A 19,131-nucleotide genomic window follows, 5' to 3' on the forward strand; every position below is an offset into this window, starting at 1 on the left:
TGTAGATCTGGACACAAATATAGATAATACTTTTGGATCTTATTGAGATTCATGTGTGATAAAACACTATAAATAGCAAAGTTGTCTTCATCGGAAAATGTTGTTTGCAGCTTTTCTTAGAAAAATATTATGAATATCTTCGCGGATAGCGGAAAATGATAGCCAATAATGCAAACGTCCCCATGGTAAACGGGTAATACAAATTACCTACAATGCTGATCGGAGAAATTTTAGCCAACCCTGCTGCCATGAGTAATTGTGCTCCGTAGGGGATGATACCTTGTATGAAACATGAAAATGTATCGAGGATACTGGCTGTCTTTCTACGATCTAAGTTGAACTTTCCGGCAATGTCTTTGGCAATAGGTCCCGTAGTGATGATAGCAATTGTATTGTTGGCTGTGCAGAGGTTGGCTATACTGACAAGGGCGGCGATACTGAGTTCTGCTCCACGCTTGCCATTGACGTGGCGGGTTAACTTTCCGATGATAAAGTCGATTCCCCCATTATAACGGATTGTTTCGAGCATACCGCCTGCAAGCAGGGTGATGATGATGAGTTCGCCCATTCCGGTTATACCGTTTCCCATTGCTCCAAACCAGTCGAATATACCGAAGCTTCCTGTGGCAAGTCCTATGATGGCTGTGGAGATGATGCCTAACAAGAGAACGATCATCACGTTGATACCTGCTATGGCTGTACCCAATACGACAAGATAAGGGATGACTTTGAGCCATTCGATTTCTTGTACCTGGGGGGGAGCGGTGATTGATAATCCTTGAACGATATAAATAATCAGCACAATAAGTGCAGCAGGTACAACGATCATTGAGTTTACGCGAAATTTGTCACGCATCACGCAACCTTGTGTTTTGGTAGAGGCAATGGTGGTGTCGGAAATAAAAGACAGATTATCACCAAAAAAGGAACCACCTACAACGATAGCTACCATAAACGGAAGATCTATGCCGGTTTTTAGTGCCAGGCCAGTAGCAACAGGAGTAAGGGCTACAATCGTTCCTACACTGGTTCCGATAGAAAGGGAGATGAAACAGGAAGCTATAAAGATGCCAGCCAATAACAAATTGTCGGGAAGAATGTGTAAGGTGAGGTTTACTGTTGCATCAATGGCTCCCATCTCTTTGGCGCTTTGTGCAAAAGCCCCGGCCAGAATAAAGATCCAGATCATCAGCATGATATTCTTATTGGAGGCTCCTACAGAGAACTGATAGACCCGTTGATCCAGCTTTAAACCGCGTGTGATGGCAATAGCGTAACAGGAAGATACCAGAAAAGCTACTGTAATAGGGACTTTATAGAAATCATTGACGATGATGGAGGTTACCAGATACAGACACAGGAAAACAAATAGCGGGCTGAGTGCCCACCAACCGGAGATATGCTTACTATTCTTTTCTTCGTTCATTAATATAAGGTTGTACTTGTTTTGGGATCGCAAAGATAATAATTAGTAGTTAAGAATGGGAGTAATAGGGGGGAGAATATAGTAGCCGGTAGTCAGAATCTATACAGCGTGTTTATGATTTACATACTAATATAGATTTAACTACCGGCTCTTTTATTCTAACTCCTAACTTCTATCTTCTAACTTCTGATTTAAAGCGTTACTCCTGTCTTGAATATAGCGATTTCGCGATATCCTTTCTTTTCGTTGTTTACAAATTCGCCGCTTGCAACTTTGATAATATAGTCAATGAAACGTTCGCAAGTCTTTTCCATTGGTTCATTTTCAACGATAACGCCTGCATTAAAATCAATCCAGCCCGGCTTGTTTTTAGCTAAAGTTGAGTTGGTAGAGATTTTCATAGTAGGTACGTAGGTACCAAACGGAGTGCCGCGTCCGGTAGTAAACAACACCATATGGCAACCGCAGGAAGCAAGGGCAGTGGCTGCCACCAGATCATTGCCTGGTGCAGAAAGCAAGTTGAGACCTTTCACCTGTAAGCGTTCTCCGTAAGGTAATACACCTTCTACATAACTTTTACCACATTTCTGCGTACATCCCAGTGCTTTATCTTCCAGTGTAGAAATACCTCCGGCTTTATTTCCCGGTGAGGGGTTTTCTCCTACAGGTTCACCATGTGAGAGGAAGTATTCTTTAAAATCATTAATTAGTTTAACGGTTTCCTGGAATAACTCTTTGTTGTGACAACGGTTCATCAGAATTGTTTCGGCACCAAACATTTCAGGGACTTCAGTTAATACACTTGTACCACCTTGTGCTATAAGGAAGTCTGAGAACATGCCTAACAATGGATTGGCTGTAATGCCGGAGAAACCATCAGAACCACCGCATTTTAAGCCTACACGCAATTCTGACAGAGGAACTTCGGTACGCTCGTCTTTAGAAGCCTTAGCGTAAAGCTCGCGCAGGATTGCCATACCTTCTTCGTATTCGTCACCCACTTTCTGAGTAACCATAAACTTCACACGGTCCTGATCATAGTCACCCAGAAATTCACGGAATACATCCGGTTGATTGTTTTCACATCCTAATCCTACAATAAGCACTGCACCTGCATTGGGGTGAAGTACCATATCGCGAAGGATTTTCTTTGTATTTTCGTGATCGTCACCCAATTGTGAACAACCGTAGTTATGTGGAAAAGCTACGATGGCATCCACGCCTTCACCTTCCGTTTCGCGGCGTAAACCTTCGGCCAACTGATTGATAATGCCATTGACACAGCCTACGGTAGGAATAATCCATATCTCATTACGTACACCTACATCGCCATTTTTACGACGATATCCTTTGAAGGTCAGATCTTTCTTTGGAATATCAAGCGATACCTCTACCGGATTATAGGTATATTCCAGAAGTCCGGCCAGGTTGGTCTTTATATTATTTTCATTCATCCAATCACCCTGCTTCTTTGCCATTTTGGCATGGCCGATAGGATAACCGTATTTGATGACATCCTCTCCTTCAGCAAAGTTTTTCAAGGCAAACTTATGCCCGGCCGGAATATCTTCGTTCAGGACTACCTCAATGCCATCTACTGAAAGTTTTTCTCCTGCGGGTAGATTAACGATAGCTACGGCTACATTGTCAGCTGGATTGATTTTTAGATACTTTGTTTCCATGATGCTTATTTATATTTACTGTTTTTACGATTGAAGAACCTTTTTTTATTTATTGCTGTAATAGTCAATTGTTTCTACTGTTAACAGATCAATAGGCATATAGTTAATGCAATTTACCTCTTTTTTGAAAATAAGATGATCGCATAATGCCTTGATGCCGTTGTATCCTTGTAGTTCCGGTTGCTGTGCTATAAGGAAATATACGCTTCCTTGTTTCAGACAGGCTACATTTCGCTCCAAAAGGTCATAACCGATCAGATTGAAATTATTCTTTTCCCGGGTTTGCAGATATTCTCCTACGATGTATACTTTCGAGTTGAACGTGATTCCGTTGCGTACCGTTGGATGTTCCCGGAAGAAGTTGTCCAACATGAGAGCATCTTCATCATTACGTTCGGCATGAAGATCCAGTTCTAATATATTACATGCAGGGTGATGTTCTTTCATATATTGTCTGAATCCTTTTTCTCTGTTCTCCTGCTGGTTGGAACCTACGATACCTTCATGTATTTTGCGGAAGATGACGATCTCTTTTTCGTTTCCAGCCAGTAGCATCAGCATGCGTGCAGCAAAGTATCCGCTTTGGCGTGAGTTTTGTCCGAAGAAAGCCAGTGGGGGTATATCCTTAATATTTGAGTCTATATATATATAAGGTATATCCAGTTCTGTTAATTGTCCAGTGAAAATCCGGGTATATTCGCGTACGGTAGGTGCTACCATCACTCCATCCGGATGCTGTGCTATAATAGCGTCACTTGCATTAACGAATGACTGGTAATCATAAGGATCATAATAGGTGGTTTTTACCGTGGTATTGAAATCCGAATAAGTACTGAGTGCCTTACTGATACCTTTTTCTACATCTGTCCAGTATTCCCCCTCTAAATGTTGAGGGAGGAGACACGCAAAAGAATACTTTTTATTGGAAGCTAATGCACTTGCATACATATTGGGCTGATAGTCCAACTGTTTTAGGATCTCTTCAACGCGTTTCCGGCTTGATTCGGAAACTCCGCTGCGTCCATGAATGACGCGATCTACTGTTCCTACTGATACATCGGCCAGACGGGCGATATCTTTGATTCTGATTCTATCAGGCAACTTATTCATATTTACGATTTGACTGTTTGCGATTTACGATTGAAAAGACATCAGACTTATGGTTGAATGAACGAAGTTTTATCAATCGTAAATCGTAAATAGTCAAATCGTAAATCAATATTGTGCTCGTACACAATAATAATATTAATATTTTCGACACAAATATATAACAATTTTTGTAATTACGAAAATTGTTGTATCTTTGTGCCCGCACACGAAAGCTATGTGGCGTACATTTGTTGTTTGTATATATAACATAGTATCAGTGTGTTAAGCTGCAAAATGGGCTTATAATGATAAATTGAAACTTAATAATATTAATTACTTATTTCATTAAAACATAGAATTATGGGAAAGAAAGTCGTTACGTTAGGCGAAATCATGCTTAGATTATCAACTCCGGGTAACACTCGTTTTGTTCAATCTGACTCTTTTGATGTAGTATACGGTGGTGGAGAAGCCAACGTTGCAGTGAGCTGTGCAAACTATGGCCACGATGCATACTTCGTATCAAAATTGCCTAAACACGAAATTGGTCAGTCTGCTGTAAATGCATTGCGTAAATATGGTGTAAAGACAGACTTTATTGCCCGTGGTGGTGATCGCGTAGGTATTTATTATCTTGAAACTGGAGCTTCTATGCGTCCAAGTAAAGTAATTTATGACCGTGCTCATTCTTCTATCGCTGAAGCTGATGCCGCTGATTTTGATTTTGACGCTATTATGGAAGGTGCTGACTGGTTCCATTGGTCTGGTATCACTCCGGCTATCTCTGATAAAGCTGCCGAACTGACTCGTTTGGCTTGTGAGGCTGCAAAACGTCATGGCGTAACAGTTTCTGTAGACTTGAATTTCCGTAAGAAACTATGGACTAAAGAAAAAGCACAGTCTATCATGAAGCCTTTAATGAAATATGTAGATGTATGTATTGGCAATGAAGAAGATGCAGAACTCTGTCTGGGTTTCAAGCCGGATGCTGATGTTGAAGCAGGACATACGGATGCTGAAGGTTACAAAGGTATCTTCCAGCAGATGATGAAAGAGTTCGGATTCAAATATGTAATTTCTACATTGCGTGAATCTTTCTCTGCTACCCACAACGGCTGGAAAGCTATGATTTACAATGGTCAGGAGTTCTATACTTCAAAGCGTTATGATATTGATCCTATCATCGACCGTGTAGGTGGTGGTGACTCATTCTCCGGAGGTATCATCCATGGCTTGATGACGAAACCGAACCAGGGTGAGGCTCTTGAATTTGCTGTTGCTGCTTCTGCATTGAAACACACTATCAATGGTGACTTCAACCTTGTATCAGTAGAAGAGGTAGAAGCGCTGGCAGGAGGTGATGCAAGCGGACGCGTGCAAAGATAAAGAGATTTACGATTAGACGATTTACTATTTACGATTGAAATTACTTTTGGATAATGGACTCTGATGAATTGAAAAAACGATTCAAAATGTTCTCACTGAGAATAATTAAAATGGTAGATAGTATGCCTAATACGATTTCAGGTAATGCTATTGCTAAACAGATTGTTCGTTCGGGAACTTCACCTGCTGCTAATTATAGAGCAGCTTGTTTAGGAAAATCCGATAAAGATTTTCTGAATAAGTTGAAAATGGTGGAGGAGGAATTGGATGAAACGATACATTGGCTGGAAATTATAGGAGATAGTGGTATGATAAAGTCTGAAAAATTATTGGATTTATCACAAGAAGCGGATGAACTCTATCGGATAATAGTAAGTTCAATCGTTACATCGAAAGCCCATCAATTAAAGCAAGTCTAATCGTAAATATATAATAAAAGAAATTTCAATCGTAAATAGTAAATTGTCTAATCGTAAATATTATAGTCGTGGCAAAATTTGATAAAATAGCGGTTCTGAACAAGATTGGTTCAACCGGCATGGTTCCTGTATTCTACCATAAAGATGCAGAAATTGCAAAAAAAGTAGTAAAAGCTTGTTATGAAGGTGGTGTTCGTGCTTTCGAATTCACGAATCGTGGCGACTTTGCTCATGAAGTATTTGCTGAAATAGTGAAATTTGCAGCAAAGGAATGTCCGGAAATGGCGATGGGTATTGGCTCTATCGTTGATCCGGCTACAGCTGCACTGTATATTCAGTTAGGAGCAAACTTCGTAGTAGGTCCGTTGTTTAACCCTGAAATCGCTAAGATCTGTAACCGTCGTCTGGTAGCTTATACTCCGGGATGTGGTTCTGTTTCAGAAGTGGGTTTCGCACAGGAGGTAGGTTGTGATCTCTGTAAAGTATTCCCGGGTGATGTATATGGTCCTAATTTTGTAAAAGGTCTGATGGCTCCGATGTCATGGTCTAAATTAATGGTGACCGGCGGAGTTGAGCCGACTAAAGAAAATCTGACTGCCTGGATTAAGGCTGGCGTATTCTGCGTAGGTATGGGTTCTAAACTCTTCCCGAAGGATAAAGTAGCTGCCGAAGACTGGGCTTATGTTACAGCTAAATGTGCTGAAGCATTGGGTTACATTGCTGAGGCTCGTAAATAAAGAAAAAATTTACGATTAGACAATTTACAGTTTATAATTGAGGTTACTTCAATCATAGAATCGTAAATCGTTCAATCGTAAATCTAAAATATGCCTCTAAGGGTTAGTTAGTTTAGTTAGTTGAGGCATATTTTTTTCATTTTGTTTAAAGGTGTTTAAAGGGGACAGCCATCGGAATGACATTGTTAGTGAATCATTCCGGTGGTTTGTTTTATTATGTTTATTTCTTCACTAGTTTCTTCAGCAAACGGGTTGCTGTGAATGATTGGCGATGGAAGATAAATACCGGTATGGCTGCACCTACTACCAGGGCAAAAAGCACGAAGATAGTGGTAGCTCCGTTGTGGCAAAACTCCACCAGGTATTTTAATGAAGCGGTGTCATCTTTTGTTTGCATGAATTGAGTTAATGCAAGAATACTCTTATAAGCAAACATTCCCGGAATCATAGGGAGTAAAGATGGGAACGAAAAAACTTCTGCCGGGCAATGAATGGCTTTTGCAAACGGGATAGCCAGCAGACCGATAGAGAAGGCGGCGAAGAACGAAGCCGTTGCAATCTCCAAAGGCATAGCGGTGTGCATAAGGAAATAACGCAATCCGTGACCTATGGCGGCCAGTAAAGCGGATATTAATATGGCTTTACGGGGTGGATTGGATATAATGGCAAACCCGATAGCAGCAATAGCGGCAAAGGCCCCATCTTGTATGATCTCTGTGATAAACTGTGCTGTCATAAGGCGCTGATTCCGGTTAATAAAAGAGTCATTGACAGACCTATCGCTATACAAATGATAAGCAGACAAGCGTTGATAAATCTCGAAGTCCCTGCCAATACATGCCCGTCGATAATGTCCATGATGGAGTTAATCAATGGCACCCCCGGAATAAGGTAGAGAACACTTGTACCCAGTGCCATATCGGGAGTATTGCCCCAATGCATCAGATAGCCTGTACTGCCAATCATTGAAGCCACGAAAGCGGAGATTATAAATACCGCCAGATGGTTCCAGTGATGTTCCATCAGTAGGGTACGGACAAAGAAACCTACCAGAGTGGCTGCAAATACAATTCCCATCGAAGTAAAGTCTCCCTGAAACAAGCGGCAAAAGGATGCATTGGCAAATGCAACAAGGATTAGTACCAGCCATTTGCTCTCGCGTGGCTTGCTGACAATGTCCAGATAACGGCGTTGCAATTCCGGCAATGAGAGTCGTTCATCATAAGCTTGCCAGCTAAGGGTACTAAGCTTTGAATTGATGGCAAAGTTCAATCCCATAGGCTTTATTTTGTTCACAGTACTGTATGAATGTGAATTGTCGGCGTCACGCAATGTCATAATGATCGTTTTCTGAAAGATCGTCATATCGCAGAGGAACCCGAATGATTCGGCTATACGCGCGGTGTTGCGTACAATACGTGAAGTTTGTACTCCTACAGCCATAAGGCTGGTAGAGTACTCCGACAGGAATTTAGAAAGCTCTTTTAATTCTTGATGGATATCCATGGGGGTGTTTTAACGTGCTAATTGATTCTTTACAATCCGGGTTATGATAAGTGTAATAATGTACAATACCGCGAAACCTACAATTCCGAAGATGAATGGTTTTTGTTCTTCAAATGTTCTGCGTACAGGTGTTGTAGCTACTGTGCCGGTGGTATAGGTGGTAACAGTTTGTATTGCCTCTTGAGATGTTGCGGTTGCCTGGCAACTGTCTGTGTTGGAAGTTTCTTCCACTTGTTCTCCTGATAACATAAATATTTTCTCCTTATTAAATCTTTAAATCTAAAATAACACAATTGTTTCTCTGCAAAGAGAGTTAGGTCCCTGATGTCTATAACACAGTTCTTAGATTTTAGTTTAATTCCGGCTAAATATCGATTGTTTCAAGATGAAAAAGCGCTATTTCGGCGGCAAAGGTAATCAAAAAAACAGTAGACAAAAGAGAGAAGAGAATTTCTTTTGGATAAGTTTCGGTTCATACCTGAACCAATTCGGGATATGAAATGTTTTCATTTTGAATGAAGTGCTGTTTTCATAACAGGCTAAAATAGAATACAGTAATGGTACACAATCACGAACATCATTCGCATGAGCACGTACATCAGTTATCGTCGCTCAATAAATCGTTCATTATAGGGATTACGCTCAATATACTTTTTGTCCTTGTTGAGTTCGGCATCGGTTTTTATTATGATTCTTTGGGTTTGCTTTCCGATGCCGGACACAACTTGGGAGATGTAGCGAGCCTTGTGCTCGCTATGCTTGCTTTTCGTTTGGCAAAAGTACATCCTAATAGTCGCTATACGTATGGTTATAAAAAGAGTACGGTATTGGTTTCTCTGCTCAATGCTGTAATTCTATTGGTTGCTGTAGGTATCATTATTACCGAAAGTATAGGCAAGCTACTTCATCCTACTCCTGTAGAGGGTGCTGCTATTGCCTGGACAGCCGGGGCAGGCGTTGTAATAAACGCTGTCACTGCCTGGCTTTTCATGAAAGATAAAGAGAAAGATCTGAATGTAAAGGGAGCATATCTGCATATGGCTGCTGATACGCTGGTCTCTGTAGGAGTAGTGATTTCGGGTATTATCATCATGTATACCGGCTGGACCATTGTCGATCCGGTTATCGGGCTGGTTATCGCAGTTATTATCGTTATATCTACCTGGGGGGTGTTGCATGACAGTCTTCGGCTTTCATTGGATGGAGTACCTGTAGGAATAGATACGGAGAAAATAGAACAGCTTATACTTTCACAACCCGGCGTTGTGGGGTATCATCATCTTCATATCTGGGCGTTGAGTACCACTGAAACTGCATTGACTGTACATATTGTATTGGATGAAATGAATCATATGGAGGAAGCTAAGCATCTCATCAGGCGTGTATTAGAGGATGCGGGCATTCATCATATTACGCTTGAGTTTGAGTGTGAAGGTGCCACCTGCGACGAAGAAACTTGTTGATTGAGGCTTTTTTACGTACCTTTGCCGCCCTAAACTAACAAACCCTTTAAAACCTATGCTTACTGATTTATTGAACTCCTCTTATTTTGCACTTTTTCTGATTGTTGCTTTAGGCTTCATGTTGGGAAGAATCAAGATCAAGGGGCTATCGCTCGATGTATCGGCGGTCATTTTTATTGCTTTACTTTTCGGACATTTTGGTGTAATTATCCCCAAAGAGTTGGGTAACTTCGGATTGGTACTTTTTATATTTACGATTGGTATCCAGGCCGGTCCCGGATTTTTTGATTCTTTCCGAAGCAAAGGAAAGACCCTGATTCTTATTACGATGCTCATTATCTGTTCGGCTTCGCTTACGGCTGTAGGGCTGAAGTATGCTTTTGATATTGATACCCCGAGTGTTGTGGGACTGATTGCCGGTGCACTGACCAGTACTCCGGGACTTGCTGTAGCTATTGACAGTACAAATTCTCCGATGGCCTCCATTGCTTATGGTATTGCTTATCCGTTCGGTGTTATCGGAGTTATCTTGTTTGTGAAACTGCTTCCTAAGATCATGCGGGTGAACCTCGACCAGGAGGCACGCCGTCTCGAAATAGAACGTCGCGGACAATTTCCTGAATTGGGAACCTGTATTTATCGCGTCACCAATCCAAGTGTGTTCGGCCGTAGCCTGATGCAAATCAATGCCCGTGCAATGACCGGAGCTGTTATTTCCCGGCTGAAGCACGACGAAGAAATTTCGATCCCTACTGCCCACACGGTGCTTCGTGAAGGAGATTATATTCAGGCTGTGGGGAGTGATGAGTCTTTGAATCAGCTTGCCGTGTTGATTGGTAAGCGTGAAGAGGGTGAACTCCCATTGGATAAGACTCAGGAGATTGAGTCGTTGCTGCTCACTAAGAAAGATATGATAAACAAACAGTTGGGCGACTTAAATCTGCAACGCAACTTTGGTTGTACGGTGACCCGTGTTCGCCGAAGTGGTATTGATCTTTCTCCGTCACCGGATCTTGCGCTGAAGTTTGGTGATAAGTTAATGGTGGTAGGCGAGAAAGAAGGTATACAGGGAGTGGCGCGTTTGTTGGGCAATGATGCCAAAAAGCTGTCGGATACCGATTTCTTTCCTATTGCGATGGGGATCGTACTTGGCGTATTATTTGGAAAGCTCAATATATCCTTCCCCGGTGGATTGTCTTTCTCTCCGGGATTGACGGGTGGTGTACTGATAGTGGCTCTGGTGCTTAGTGCAGTAGGTAAAACCGGACCAATCCTTTGGTCAATGTCCGGACCTGCCAATCAGTTATTGCGCCAATTAGGGTTGTTGCTCTTTCTTGCTGAAGTCGGTACCTCTGCCGGAAAGACTCTTGTAGCTACTTTCCAGGAGAGCGGATTGCTGATGTTCGGGGTAGGGGCAGCTATTACAATAGTGCCTATGCTGGTAGCCGTACTCGTAGGCAGGCTGGTTTTCAAAATTAATGTACTCGACTTATTGGGAACCATAACCGGAGGCATGACCAGTACACCGGGGCTTGCTGCTGCCGACTCAATGGTAGACAGTAATATCCCAAGTGTGGCTTATGCTACGGTTTATCCGATTGCAATGGTATTTCTTATTCTCTTTATACAGATTATATCAACGGTTGTATATTAATGAAGACGCTTTTTCTTATAAGCATTGTGTTTACGCTTTCTGCTTTGTCCGTATCCGGGCAAAGTATTGAAAGGCGTGTGACACCTCCTGCGGGATATGTTCGTGAAGCCTGTGATCTCCATTCGTTTACAGCATATTTGCGGACACTGTCTTTATTACCGGCAGGGAGTAAAGTGTTGCTTTACAACGGGCAGGTGAAGCGGAACCAGGCTGCGGCTTACGCTGTGATCGATATGGAGATCGGTAATCGTGACTTGCAGCAGTGTGCTGACGCTGTGATACGATTGCGTGCTGAATATTTGTGGGCACAGAAACGATATGATGAGATAAAGTTTAACTTCACCAGTGGTTTCCCTGCCGAATATAAAAAGTGGGCAGAGGGTAATCGTATTAAAGTAAACGGAAACAAGGTACAGTGGTATGCCGCAACTGCTCCCGATTATTCTTATAAGACTTTCCGCAAATATCTGGATATAGTATTTATGTATGCCGGTACGGCTTCCTTGTCAAAAGAGCTTGTTGTTGTTCCTTATGCCTCTTTGTCTCCCGGTGATGTATTTATACAAGGCGGTTCTCCCGGGCATGCTGTTATTGTGATGGATGTGGCGGTGAATCCGCAAACCCGGAAAAAAGTATATCTGCTGGCACAAAGCTATATGCCTGCGCAGCAGATACATTTATTGGTTAATCCTCAAAATCGTTCACTCTCTCCGTGGTACGAACTTTCATCCGAAACTACCGGCAAACTCTATACCCCCGAATGGGTCTTCAATAAGAGTGATTTAAAACGTTTTATCTCCGGAAACGAATAAAAAGCTCCGGAGTTTAAAATATCTTATTCGTTCTAAAGTAATTAACTACCTGGTCCAGAGCTTTTGCATAACGATCCAGATTCTGATCGGACAAGGGATAGTCTTTTGCAGGAAGCACAGGGAATACTTTTACCGGGAAGTCCGTAGCGTCATAAGCTTTACCGCAGATCATGGTAAATGCTTTACCGTCTACCGGCTGATAGAAAGGCGACAGGCTTTCTTTTCCGTTGCGTCTGGGTTCGGCAGCCCGTAAAAAATCGGCATCCCCTTCGTAGAAACCGAGTTGCTGAAGCCAGTAATTTGTTTGCAAAGACATTGCCAGTATACATTTTATGGAAGGATTCTCCGATAAAATCCATTTGATGTGTTCGATGCCTTTTTGTGCTTTTTCTTCGGGTATGAAAGTTCTTTTTCCTTTGGGAGCCGGTTCTACATCATCGTTGCACAAATTGGTGATGTACACATCTTCGGGAGTTAACTGATGATCGGTGAGTCTCATTACATAGTTGAAGAGATTGCGTGACTCCACGTTTCTACTGCGCTCTCCGTGATCTTCCGGAAATCCGCGAAAATAATAATCGGCAAACATAGCGTACTTTGCTACGGTTTCCGACCACTGCAAGTTTGAATCTTCTCCTATCACAAGTATCCTGGGGGTATTTATCGCTTTCCAGTCTTTCGTTCTCATTGTAGTTTTATTATTAAATAAATATGATACGACAAATGTACTGTTAATCTGTTAATATCCGTTGAGAAACGCATGAAAAGTTTTCATAGGGCCTTCCCGGCCGGGGAGGTACGACAGGCGATAGTACATTGAAACACAGGTGAGCGCAAATTCTCGCAAAGTGTCTCATAGAGGAACGTATGAAGTCTCGGTGTGTAAGATTGTTTTAGATGTACATGTAAAGCAGTACGACATGTACATGTGGAACGGTACGACATGTGCATGTGGAACAGCACGACATGTACATGTAAAACAGTAATACATGTCGAGAAAAGGAACATTCCTTTCTGAGAAAAACAAAGTACGATACCGGATAAACGTAATGATACTGTTTAGGGGGACCCTTGGAACCTCTTCATTGTAATAATATGTCAATATACCAATGTCTTGCGATAAAACAGCGCAGCCAATTGGTACATCAGCACATTGGCAACTTTTGCATCAGGCTGAGTGTTATTACTATTTCACTGTAAAGATGAGGAGCTTCTTTGAGATATGAAATACCTAATAATAGTGAAAAACCAGGCTTTTCTGCCTGTTAGTCGGTATTTGTTGACAAATCATCATTAATGGGGATTGTCTGATATAATTATTCCCCTTATCTTTGCCGAAAACAAACTTAGATGAAACGATTGTACCTATCTATTCTCAAGTGGTTCCTCCCTGTACTGTTTATTTCGTACATGGCAGGTATTACGCTGTTCACCCACTCGCACGTGGTGAACGGGGTGACAATCGTTCATTCACACCCCTTTAAGAAAGGAACAAAACATGAACACACGAGTGTTGAGTTCCAGCTAATTCACTTCTTAACCCACGTTCAAACTACAGATGCGGGTATTATCCCGGTCTTTGCAGCATTTACGGCATTGTTGTGTACGCTTCTATGGTGTCCCCAACGTATAGGCCGTCATGCTTCTTGTGCAGGAGTGGTGTCATTGAGGGCGCCTCCTTCGCCTTATCTATCGTAAACTCTTTCCGCCTCAACGCGAAAGAACCTCTTTTTTAATCATCTATTAATAATAAGTAACTACCGGATGGTGGTTGGGGAAAGGACTGTACAATTGTTCTGTCTCCATCCTTTGTCATTGCCAGGTGGTTACTACTGACTACAAACGAAAATGAAAAAATATATCTTTATTCTCGTTGGCCTGTGCTATGCTTTTTTCTCAGCAATGGCCACACAACCTGAACATCCTGAATTCCCTGAGTTGAAGAAATCTGACGCCAATATCATCGGGCATGTACTTGATAAGAATAGTGGCGAGCACTTACCATATATTACGATTGCCCTTAAAGGGACTACCATAGGTACGGTAACAGATGCTACGGGACACTATTTTCTGAAGAATCTTCCCGAAGGCAATTTCAGGATGGAAGTCAGTTCTGTGGGATACAAAACCCTGACCCGCGACGTAACCTTGAAAAAGGGCAAGACGCTGGAAGAGAATTTCGAATTGGAAGAAGACGCTATTGCCCTTGATGGAGTAGTTGTCTCTGCCAATCGTAACGAAACAACCCGTCGTATGGCACCTACATTGGTCAATGTGGTCGATCTGAAACTGTTTGAATCTACCAACTCCAGTACTCTCTCGCAAGGGTTAAACTTTCAGCCGGGTGTGCGGGTGGAAACCAACTGCCAGAACTGTGGCTTTCAGCAGGTACGTATCAATGGGCTGGACGGGCCGTATACACAGATCCTAATAGATTCTCGTCCGGTGTTCAGTGCTCTTTCGGGGGTGTATGGGCTGGAGCAGATTCCTGCCAGTATGATTGAACGGGTAGAAGTAATGCGCGGAGGTGGTTCGGCTTTGTTCGGATCGTCTGCAATAGCCGGAACAATAAACATTATTACTAAAGAACCACTGCGCAACTCCGGCCAGTTGTCTCATACCATTACCGGATTTGGAGGTGGTAACTCTTTCGATAATAATACCTCTTTAAATGTCTCTCTGGTGACGGACGATCATCGCGCAGGAGTTTATATTTTCGGTCAGAACCGCCATCGTTCGGGGTATGATTACGATGGAGACGGCTACACGGAGTTGCCCAAACTAAAGAACCAGACAGTAGGTTTCCGTTCTTATTTCAAAACGAGTACTTACTCTAAGCTGACTTTTGAGTATCATCATTTGCAGGAGTTCCGCCGGGGAGGGGATATGCTGAATCGTCCGCCTCACGAAGCCAATATAGCCGAACAATTGGAACATGCTATTGATGGCGGTAGTCTGAAGTTCGATTACTTCTCGCCCAATGAGAAGCATCGTCTGAGCCTTTTTGCTTCGGCTTTGAATACAGATCGTGACAGTTATTATGGCGGCGGGCAAGACCTGAATGCCTATGGCAAAACTACTGACCTTACGGCTATGGGGGGTACACAGTATATGTACAGCTTTGGGCGTTGCCTCTTTATGCCTGCCGATCTCACTGCCGGACTGGAATACAACCGTGACCGTCTGAAAGACAATATGTGGGGATACAATCGCCAGACGGAACAGACGGTGAATATTTACAGTGGCTTTCTCCAGAACGAATGGAAGAATGATAAGTGGGGGATTCTTCTTGGAGGTCGTCTGGATAAGCATAATCTGGTGAATCATGTCATTTTCAGTCCGCGTGCCAATCTGCGTTTTAATCCGACGAAGGATATTAACTTCCGCCTGAGTTATGCTTCCGGTTTTCGTGCTCCGCAAGCCTTTGATGAGGATTTGCATATTGAGAATGTGGGGGGTACAGTGTCTATGATTGAACGCGCTAAAGGATTGAAAGAAGAGAAGTCGCAGAGTCTGAGTGCGTCTGCCGATATGTATTACCGTTTTGGAGCCTGGCAAGTAAATTTCCTGGTCGAAGGGTTTTATACGAGTCTGAGAGATGTTTTCGTACTTGGACCGTATGAGGACCGTGGAGACGGAGTATTGATACGGACACGCGGTAACGGACCAGGTGCAAAAGTCATGGGACTGACTTTGGAAGGAAAGCTGGCATACCTGGCACAATTCCAGTTGCAGGCTGGTATCACTTTGCAACGGAGTCATTACGACGAACCGCATCAATGGGACGATGACGCTCCGGCTGAAAAGAAAATGTTTCGTACCCCAAATACTTACGGATACTTTACGGCTACCTATACACCAATAAAGCCGTTAAGTATTGCTCTGTCGGGCACGTACACTGGCAGTATGCTTGTACAGCGTGCTGCTATCTCTGCTGAGAATGCAGCGATGGGGGAGATGCCCGAACGTCCTGCAGTAGCTCTCACTACACCCAAATTCTTAGATCTTGGTATGAAAGTGGCTTACGACTTTAAATTGTATAAAGCAGCAGTATTACAACTCAATGGTGGCGTGCAAAACATTTTCCAGGCATATCAGAAAGATTTCGACCGTGGGGCAAACCGCGACTCTAACTATATTTATGGTCCGGCAACGCCAAGAAGTTACTTTGCCGGAGTGAAAATAACCTATTAAGTAGAATTTTTCCGGCATTGCTTTCTGTGCAGAGAAGTGTACCGGATAATGGAACGCATCTTTGTGCATCTTAGATATATGTATCATATTTTCTTTATGTTTTAGAGGCGAAATTTCTTTTGTACAGTTGATACGTTCCCTGCATGTAGTAAAGGCGCAGGCTGCATGCAGGGAACGCCTTTACTACATGCAGCCTGCGCCTTTACTGTTTACGCTGTCATAATTACCTTCAGCAAGCGATTGACCTCATTTTAGATTGTCTTCTTTTTTCTCTCCTTTTCTCCATCTCTTATTTCCTTTCTTTTGTATAGTTCAGATAAAATATATATTTTTGTATACCATTATTAAGACATATTTATAACTAAAACATCTATGAAACACACACCATTGCTTCATGCTGTGTTGCTGTTGGGCGTATTCAGTCTGGCATCCTGCATGCACGATCCTACCCATTATCATAAACAGAAAGAGTTACTTGGCAACCGGTTGTTCCATGATGCTACGCTCTCCGAACCTGCCGGACAGTCCTGTGCCACTTGCCATACATTGACTAAAGGTTTTGCAGACATTGATTCCCGTGCCGTATCCGAAGGTGCGGTGAAAGGGCTTTACTCTCAACGCAATGCGATGACCATCTCTTATTCAAAATTCATTCCCGATCTGTATTACGATGAAAAGGAGGAAACTTATGTAGGCGGTCTGTTCTGGGACGGGCGTTCGCCTTCTTTACAGGCTCAGGCAAGTGAACCTTTCCTCAATCCTGTTGAAATGGGGAATCATGACAAGCGTATGGTGGTAGACAAAGTGAAACGTACCTCTTATTATCCGCAGTTGATACGCATTTATGGTGAGACGGAAAACGTAGACTCCCTGTATGCCTATATTACCGATGCATTGGCGGCATACCAGTCTTCAAAAGAGGTAAATCCTTTCTCTTCCAGGTTTGACGCATATAAGAAAGGTAACTATACGCTTACTGCACAGGAGAAACTGGGACTTGATCTTTTTGAAAGTAAAGGGCTTTGTGCCGAGTGCCATATTCTGGAACGGGATGTTATTGCCCGCCGTACGCTGTTTACTGACCATACTTATGATAATCTGGGTATTCCTAAAAATCCCGAAAACCCGCATTACTGTGTTCCTCGGGAGTATTTTCTGCTGACTCCGGACTCTATAGACCTTGGATTGGGAGCTATTGTCCGAAAGGCGGAGGAGAACGGAAAGTTTCGTGTACCTACGCTTCGTAATGTGGAACTGACAGCGCCATACGGACACAACGGGTATTTCAAAACACTTGAAGAGATTGTACATTTCTATAATGTACGTGACGTAAGTGATGAATTTCCACCAGCCGAATATCCTGCTACGGTGAATAAAGATGAATTGGGTAACCTGGGATTGACTCCTGAAGAGGAAGCCGCTCTTGTTGCTTTCATGAAAACGTTGACGGACGGATATGATCATCACAAGGATAAACCTACCCACCAGCATAAAGACTGATTATTGGCATAACTGTGCATACAGTTTACCTGGTTATTGTATGGTTTTAAATAATTCGCTAATTGGCAGTTGTCATATTAGCGAATTATTTTTCAGTTTTCATCAGTAGTTTGCGAACGCTTCGTTCCGGTCTGCCTTTGTGGCGATGCACTCCATTTCAATGAGCCATCCCGGACGGCAGACTGGTGCGAGCAAAATCACTTTGGGTATTTGGGGGAAACGTTCGTCAAACAATTGCTTCACTATCTGGTAATCTGCGGTGTCACGCAAATACACAATCATTTGTGCCAGATCGTCAAATGTACATTCGGCTTCTTGTAGCAGGACTTCTACATTCTCCCACATCCGGTGGGTTTGCAGGCGGATATCTCCGGGATGTACCACTTCTCCTTTGTTGTTGATACTTGCTGTGCCGGAGATGAACACCTGCCGACGGTCACCGTACTTGACACAAGTACCCCGCTCAAAGCTAACTCCATATTCGTAAGTCGGGTTGAGATGTGTGGGAGCATAGAGATACTGTACTTGTGCGGCAGAGATACCATCCACTGCATAGGTATCCATCTGCACAGTTACTTTCGGGTCGGCATGCCGGCCCCCAATACCTGTACTGGCTATGTAGTGCGTATGTTCCGTCAGGTTTTGTGTAACGAATACTTCGTTGCGGGCTTTTACTACTCCGGCGTAATTGACATCTACATTCTGTACGAAGAACCAGGTACGTATGCAGTGGTCTGCCAACGTGCATCCTTGCTCCATGAGTTGCATCACATAGTCATTGAGCAACAACCGTGTCTGATATTCGGAGTTTGCTGCACGATTAAAGGCACTTCCTCCCCAGAAGTGGCGGTAATTGCCATGGACAGCTTCAAACAATCCGTTGGGCAGGGCACGGCTTTGTACATCCGTTTGCAGATATACCCACAAAGCAATTTTAGTGCCGTTCAGTGGCGATTGCTCTACAATGGAGAGGGCACAGTTCGAATATTCGGTGGCCATGGCCAACAGCATCTCCTCCTGATTGGCAGCATCACTGAGAAAATAACGCTTAAACAGGGCACTGGCACCTTTAAGCTCTCCCGTCAGTAGTGAGTTGTAAACATCTGTCAGGTTATTCAGTTGCTCCTTATAAGTGAGAGTTGGCTGAGTGCCTTGTAGTATAATGTGGTATTCGGATACTTCGTTTCCGTTTGAGAACGAAGCTATTTGTACTTCTACCTCTTTCTCATTAAAAGAGTGATGTTGGTATTTCATAACTTGTCT

Annotated in this window: 17 protein-coding genes; 9 read left to right on the plus strand and 8 right to left on the minus strand. The window is 43.0% G+C overall.

The features are described 5' to 3' along the window. Positions 1-127 precede the first annotated feature (127 nt). The 3 genes from K8P02_RS06145 to K8P02_RS06155 all read right to left on the minus strand — a co-directional run bounded on the left by K8P02_RS06145 (position 128) and on the right by K8P02_RS06155 (position 4,218). Positions 128-1,426, minus strand: coding sequence for a Na+/H+ antiporter NhaC family protein (locus K8P02_RS06145; protein WP_002559792.1), 1,299 nt, complete (start codon positions 1,424-1,426; stop codon positions 128-130). A 191-nt stretch (positions 1,427-1,617) separates the two neighbouring features. Next, a complete protein-coding gene (locus K8P02_RS06150; protein WP_025867129.1) occupies positions 1,618-3,108 on the minus strand; it encodes a UxaA family hydrolase in 1,491 nt (496 codons plus the stop codon). A 45-nt stretch (positions 3,109-3,153) separates the two neighbouring features. After that, entirely contained in the window at positions 3,154-4,218 is a 1,065-nt protein-coding gene (locus tag K8P02_RS06155) for a LacI family DNA-binding transcriptional regulator (protein WP_196039338.1), read from the minus strand. 339 nt (positions 4,219-4,557) lie between these two features. On the opposite strand from K8P02_RS06155, the gene K8P02_RS06160 reads away from it, so the two are divergent. The 3 genes from K8P02_RS06160 (at position 4,558) to K8P02_RS06170 (ending at position 6,739) form a co-directional block, all read left to right on the plus strand. Continuing rightward, on the plus strand, positions 4,558-5,583 hold the full coding sequence (locus K8P02_RS06160; RefSeq protein WP_002559795.1) for a sugar kinase: 1,026 nt from the start codon (positions 4,558-4,560) through the stop codon (positions 5,581-5,583). Between the two features lie 53 nt (positions 5,584-5,636). Next, entirely contained in the window at positions 5,637-6,002 is a 366-nt protein-coding gene (locus K8P02_RS06165; RefSeq protein WP_025867130.1) for a four helix bundle protein, read from the plus strand. A gap of 68 nt (positions 6,003-6,070) precedes the next feature. Then, positions 6,071-6,739 (plus strand): bifunctional 4-hydroxy-2-oxoglutarate aldolase/2-dehydro-3-deoxy-phosphogluconate aldolase, encoded by a 669-nt coding sequence (locus tag K8P02_RS06170; protein WP_002559797.1) that lies wholly within the window; start codon positions 6,071-6,073, stop codon positions 6,737-6,739. 220 nt (positions 6,740-6,959) lie between these two features. Here K8P02_RS06170 and K8P02_RS06175 read toward each other — a convergent pair whose 3' ends face one another. Genes K8P02_RS06175 through K8P02_RS06185 form a run of 3 tightly spaced genes read right to left on the minus strand, consistent with a single transcriptional unit; the run spans position 6,960 to position 8,494 of the window. Beyond that, on the minus strand, positions 6,960-7,475 hold the full coding sequence (locus K8P02_RS06175; protein ID WP_025867131.1) for a threonine/serine exporter family protein: 516 nt from the start codon (positions 7,473-7,475) through the stop codon (positions 6,960-6,962). Further along, a complete protein-coding gene (locus tag K8P02_RS06180; protein WP_195348755.1) occupies positions 7,472-8,245 on the minus strand; it encodes a threonine/serine exporter family protein in 774 nt (257 codons plus the stop codon). The genes K8P02_RS06175 and K8P02_RS06180 overlap by 4 nt, the downstream gene beginning before the upstream one ends. A 9-nt stretch (positions 8,246-8,254) precedes the next feature. Then, positions 8,255-8,494 (minus strand): hypothetical protein, encoded by a 240-nt coding sequence (locus K8P02_RS06185; RefSeq protein WP_025867132.1) that lies wholly within the window; start codon positions 8,492-8,494, stop codon positions 8,255-8,257. A gap of 308 nt (positions 8,495-8,802) precedes the next feature. Between K8P02_RS06185 and K8P02_RS06190 the strand changes: the two genes are divergently transcribed. Genes K8P02_RS06190 through K8P02_RS06200 form a run of 3 tightly spaced genes read left to right on the plus strand, consistent with a single transcriptional unit; the run spans position 8,803 to position 12,174 of the window. Then, entirely contained in the window at positions 8,803-9,708 is a 906-nt protein-coding gene (locus K8P02_RS06190) for a cation diffusion facilitator family transporter (RefSeq protein WP_025867133.1), read from the plus strand. A 55-nt stretch (positions 9,709-9,763) separates the two neighbouring features. Next, positions 9,764-11,362 carry an aspartate:alanine exchanger family transporter gene (locus tag K8P02_RS06195; protein WP_002559802.1) on the plus strand — a complete coding sequence of 533 codons (1,599 nt, stop codon included), beginning with the start codon at positions 9,764-9,766 and terminating at the stop codon, positions 11,360-11,362. After that, entirely contained in the window at positions 11,362-12,174 is an 813-nt protein-coding gene (locus K8P02_RS06200) for a DUF4846 domain-containing protein (RefSeq protein WP_025867134.1), read from the plus strand. Before K8P02_RS06195 ends, K8P02_RS06200 begins: the two co-directional genes overlap by 1 nt. Positions 12,175-12,187: 13 nt before the next feature. Here the strand turns inward: K8P02_RS06200 and K8P02_RS06205 are convergent, their stop codons facing one another. Next, entirely contained in the window at positions 12,188-12,862 is a 675-nt protein-coding gene (locus K8P02_RS06205) for a hypothetical protein (RefSeq protein WP_002559804.1), read from the minus strand. Between the two features lie 662 nt (positions 12,863-13,524). Between K8P02_RS06205 and K8P02_RS06210 the strand changes: the two genes are divergently transcribed. The 3 genes from K8P02_RS06210 to K8P02_RS06220 all read left to right on the plus strand — a co-directional run bounded on the left by K8P02_RS06210 (position 13,525) and on the right by K8P02_RS06220 (position 17,868). Next, positions 13,525-13,872 (plus strand): hypothetical protein, encoded by a 348-nt coding sequence (locus K8P02_RS06210; RefSeq protein ID WP_081768123.1) that lies wholly within the window; start codon positions 13,525-13,527, stop codon positions 13,870-13,872. A 204-nt stretch (positions 13,873-14,076) separates the two neighbouring features. Beyond that, entirely contained in the window at positions 14,077-16,368 is a 2,292-nt protein-coding gene (locus K8P02_RS06215) for a TonB-dependent receptor (protein ID WP_394373212.1), read from the plus strand. Between the two features lie 372 nt (positions 16,369-16,740). Then, positions 16,741-17,868 (plus strand): cytochrome-c peroxidase, encoded by a 1,128-nt coding sequence (locus K8P02_RS06220; protein ID WP_025867135.1) that lies wholly within the window; start codon positions 16,741-16,743, stop codon positions 17,866-17,868. A gap of 102 nt (positions 17,869-17,970) precedes the next feature. Here K8P02_RS06220 and K8P02_RS06225 read toward each other — a convergent pair whose 3' ends face one another. Further along, on the minus strand, positions 17,971-19,122 hold the full coding sequence (locus tag K8P02_RS06225) for a Rid family hydrolase (protein WP_025867136.1): 1,152 nt from the start codon (positions 19,120-19,122) through the stop codon (positions 17,971-17,973). Positions 19,123-19,131: the final 9 nt, after the last annotated feature.

Origin of the sequence: Bacteroides nordii (assembly GCF_019930665.1) — a bacterium.
In the GTDB taxonomy this organism is placed as follows: Bacteria; Bacteroidota; Bacteroidia; order Bacteroidales; family Bacteroidaceae; genus Bacteroides; species Bacteroides nordii.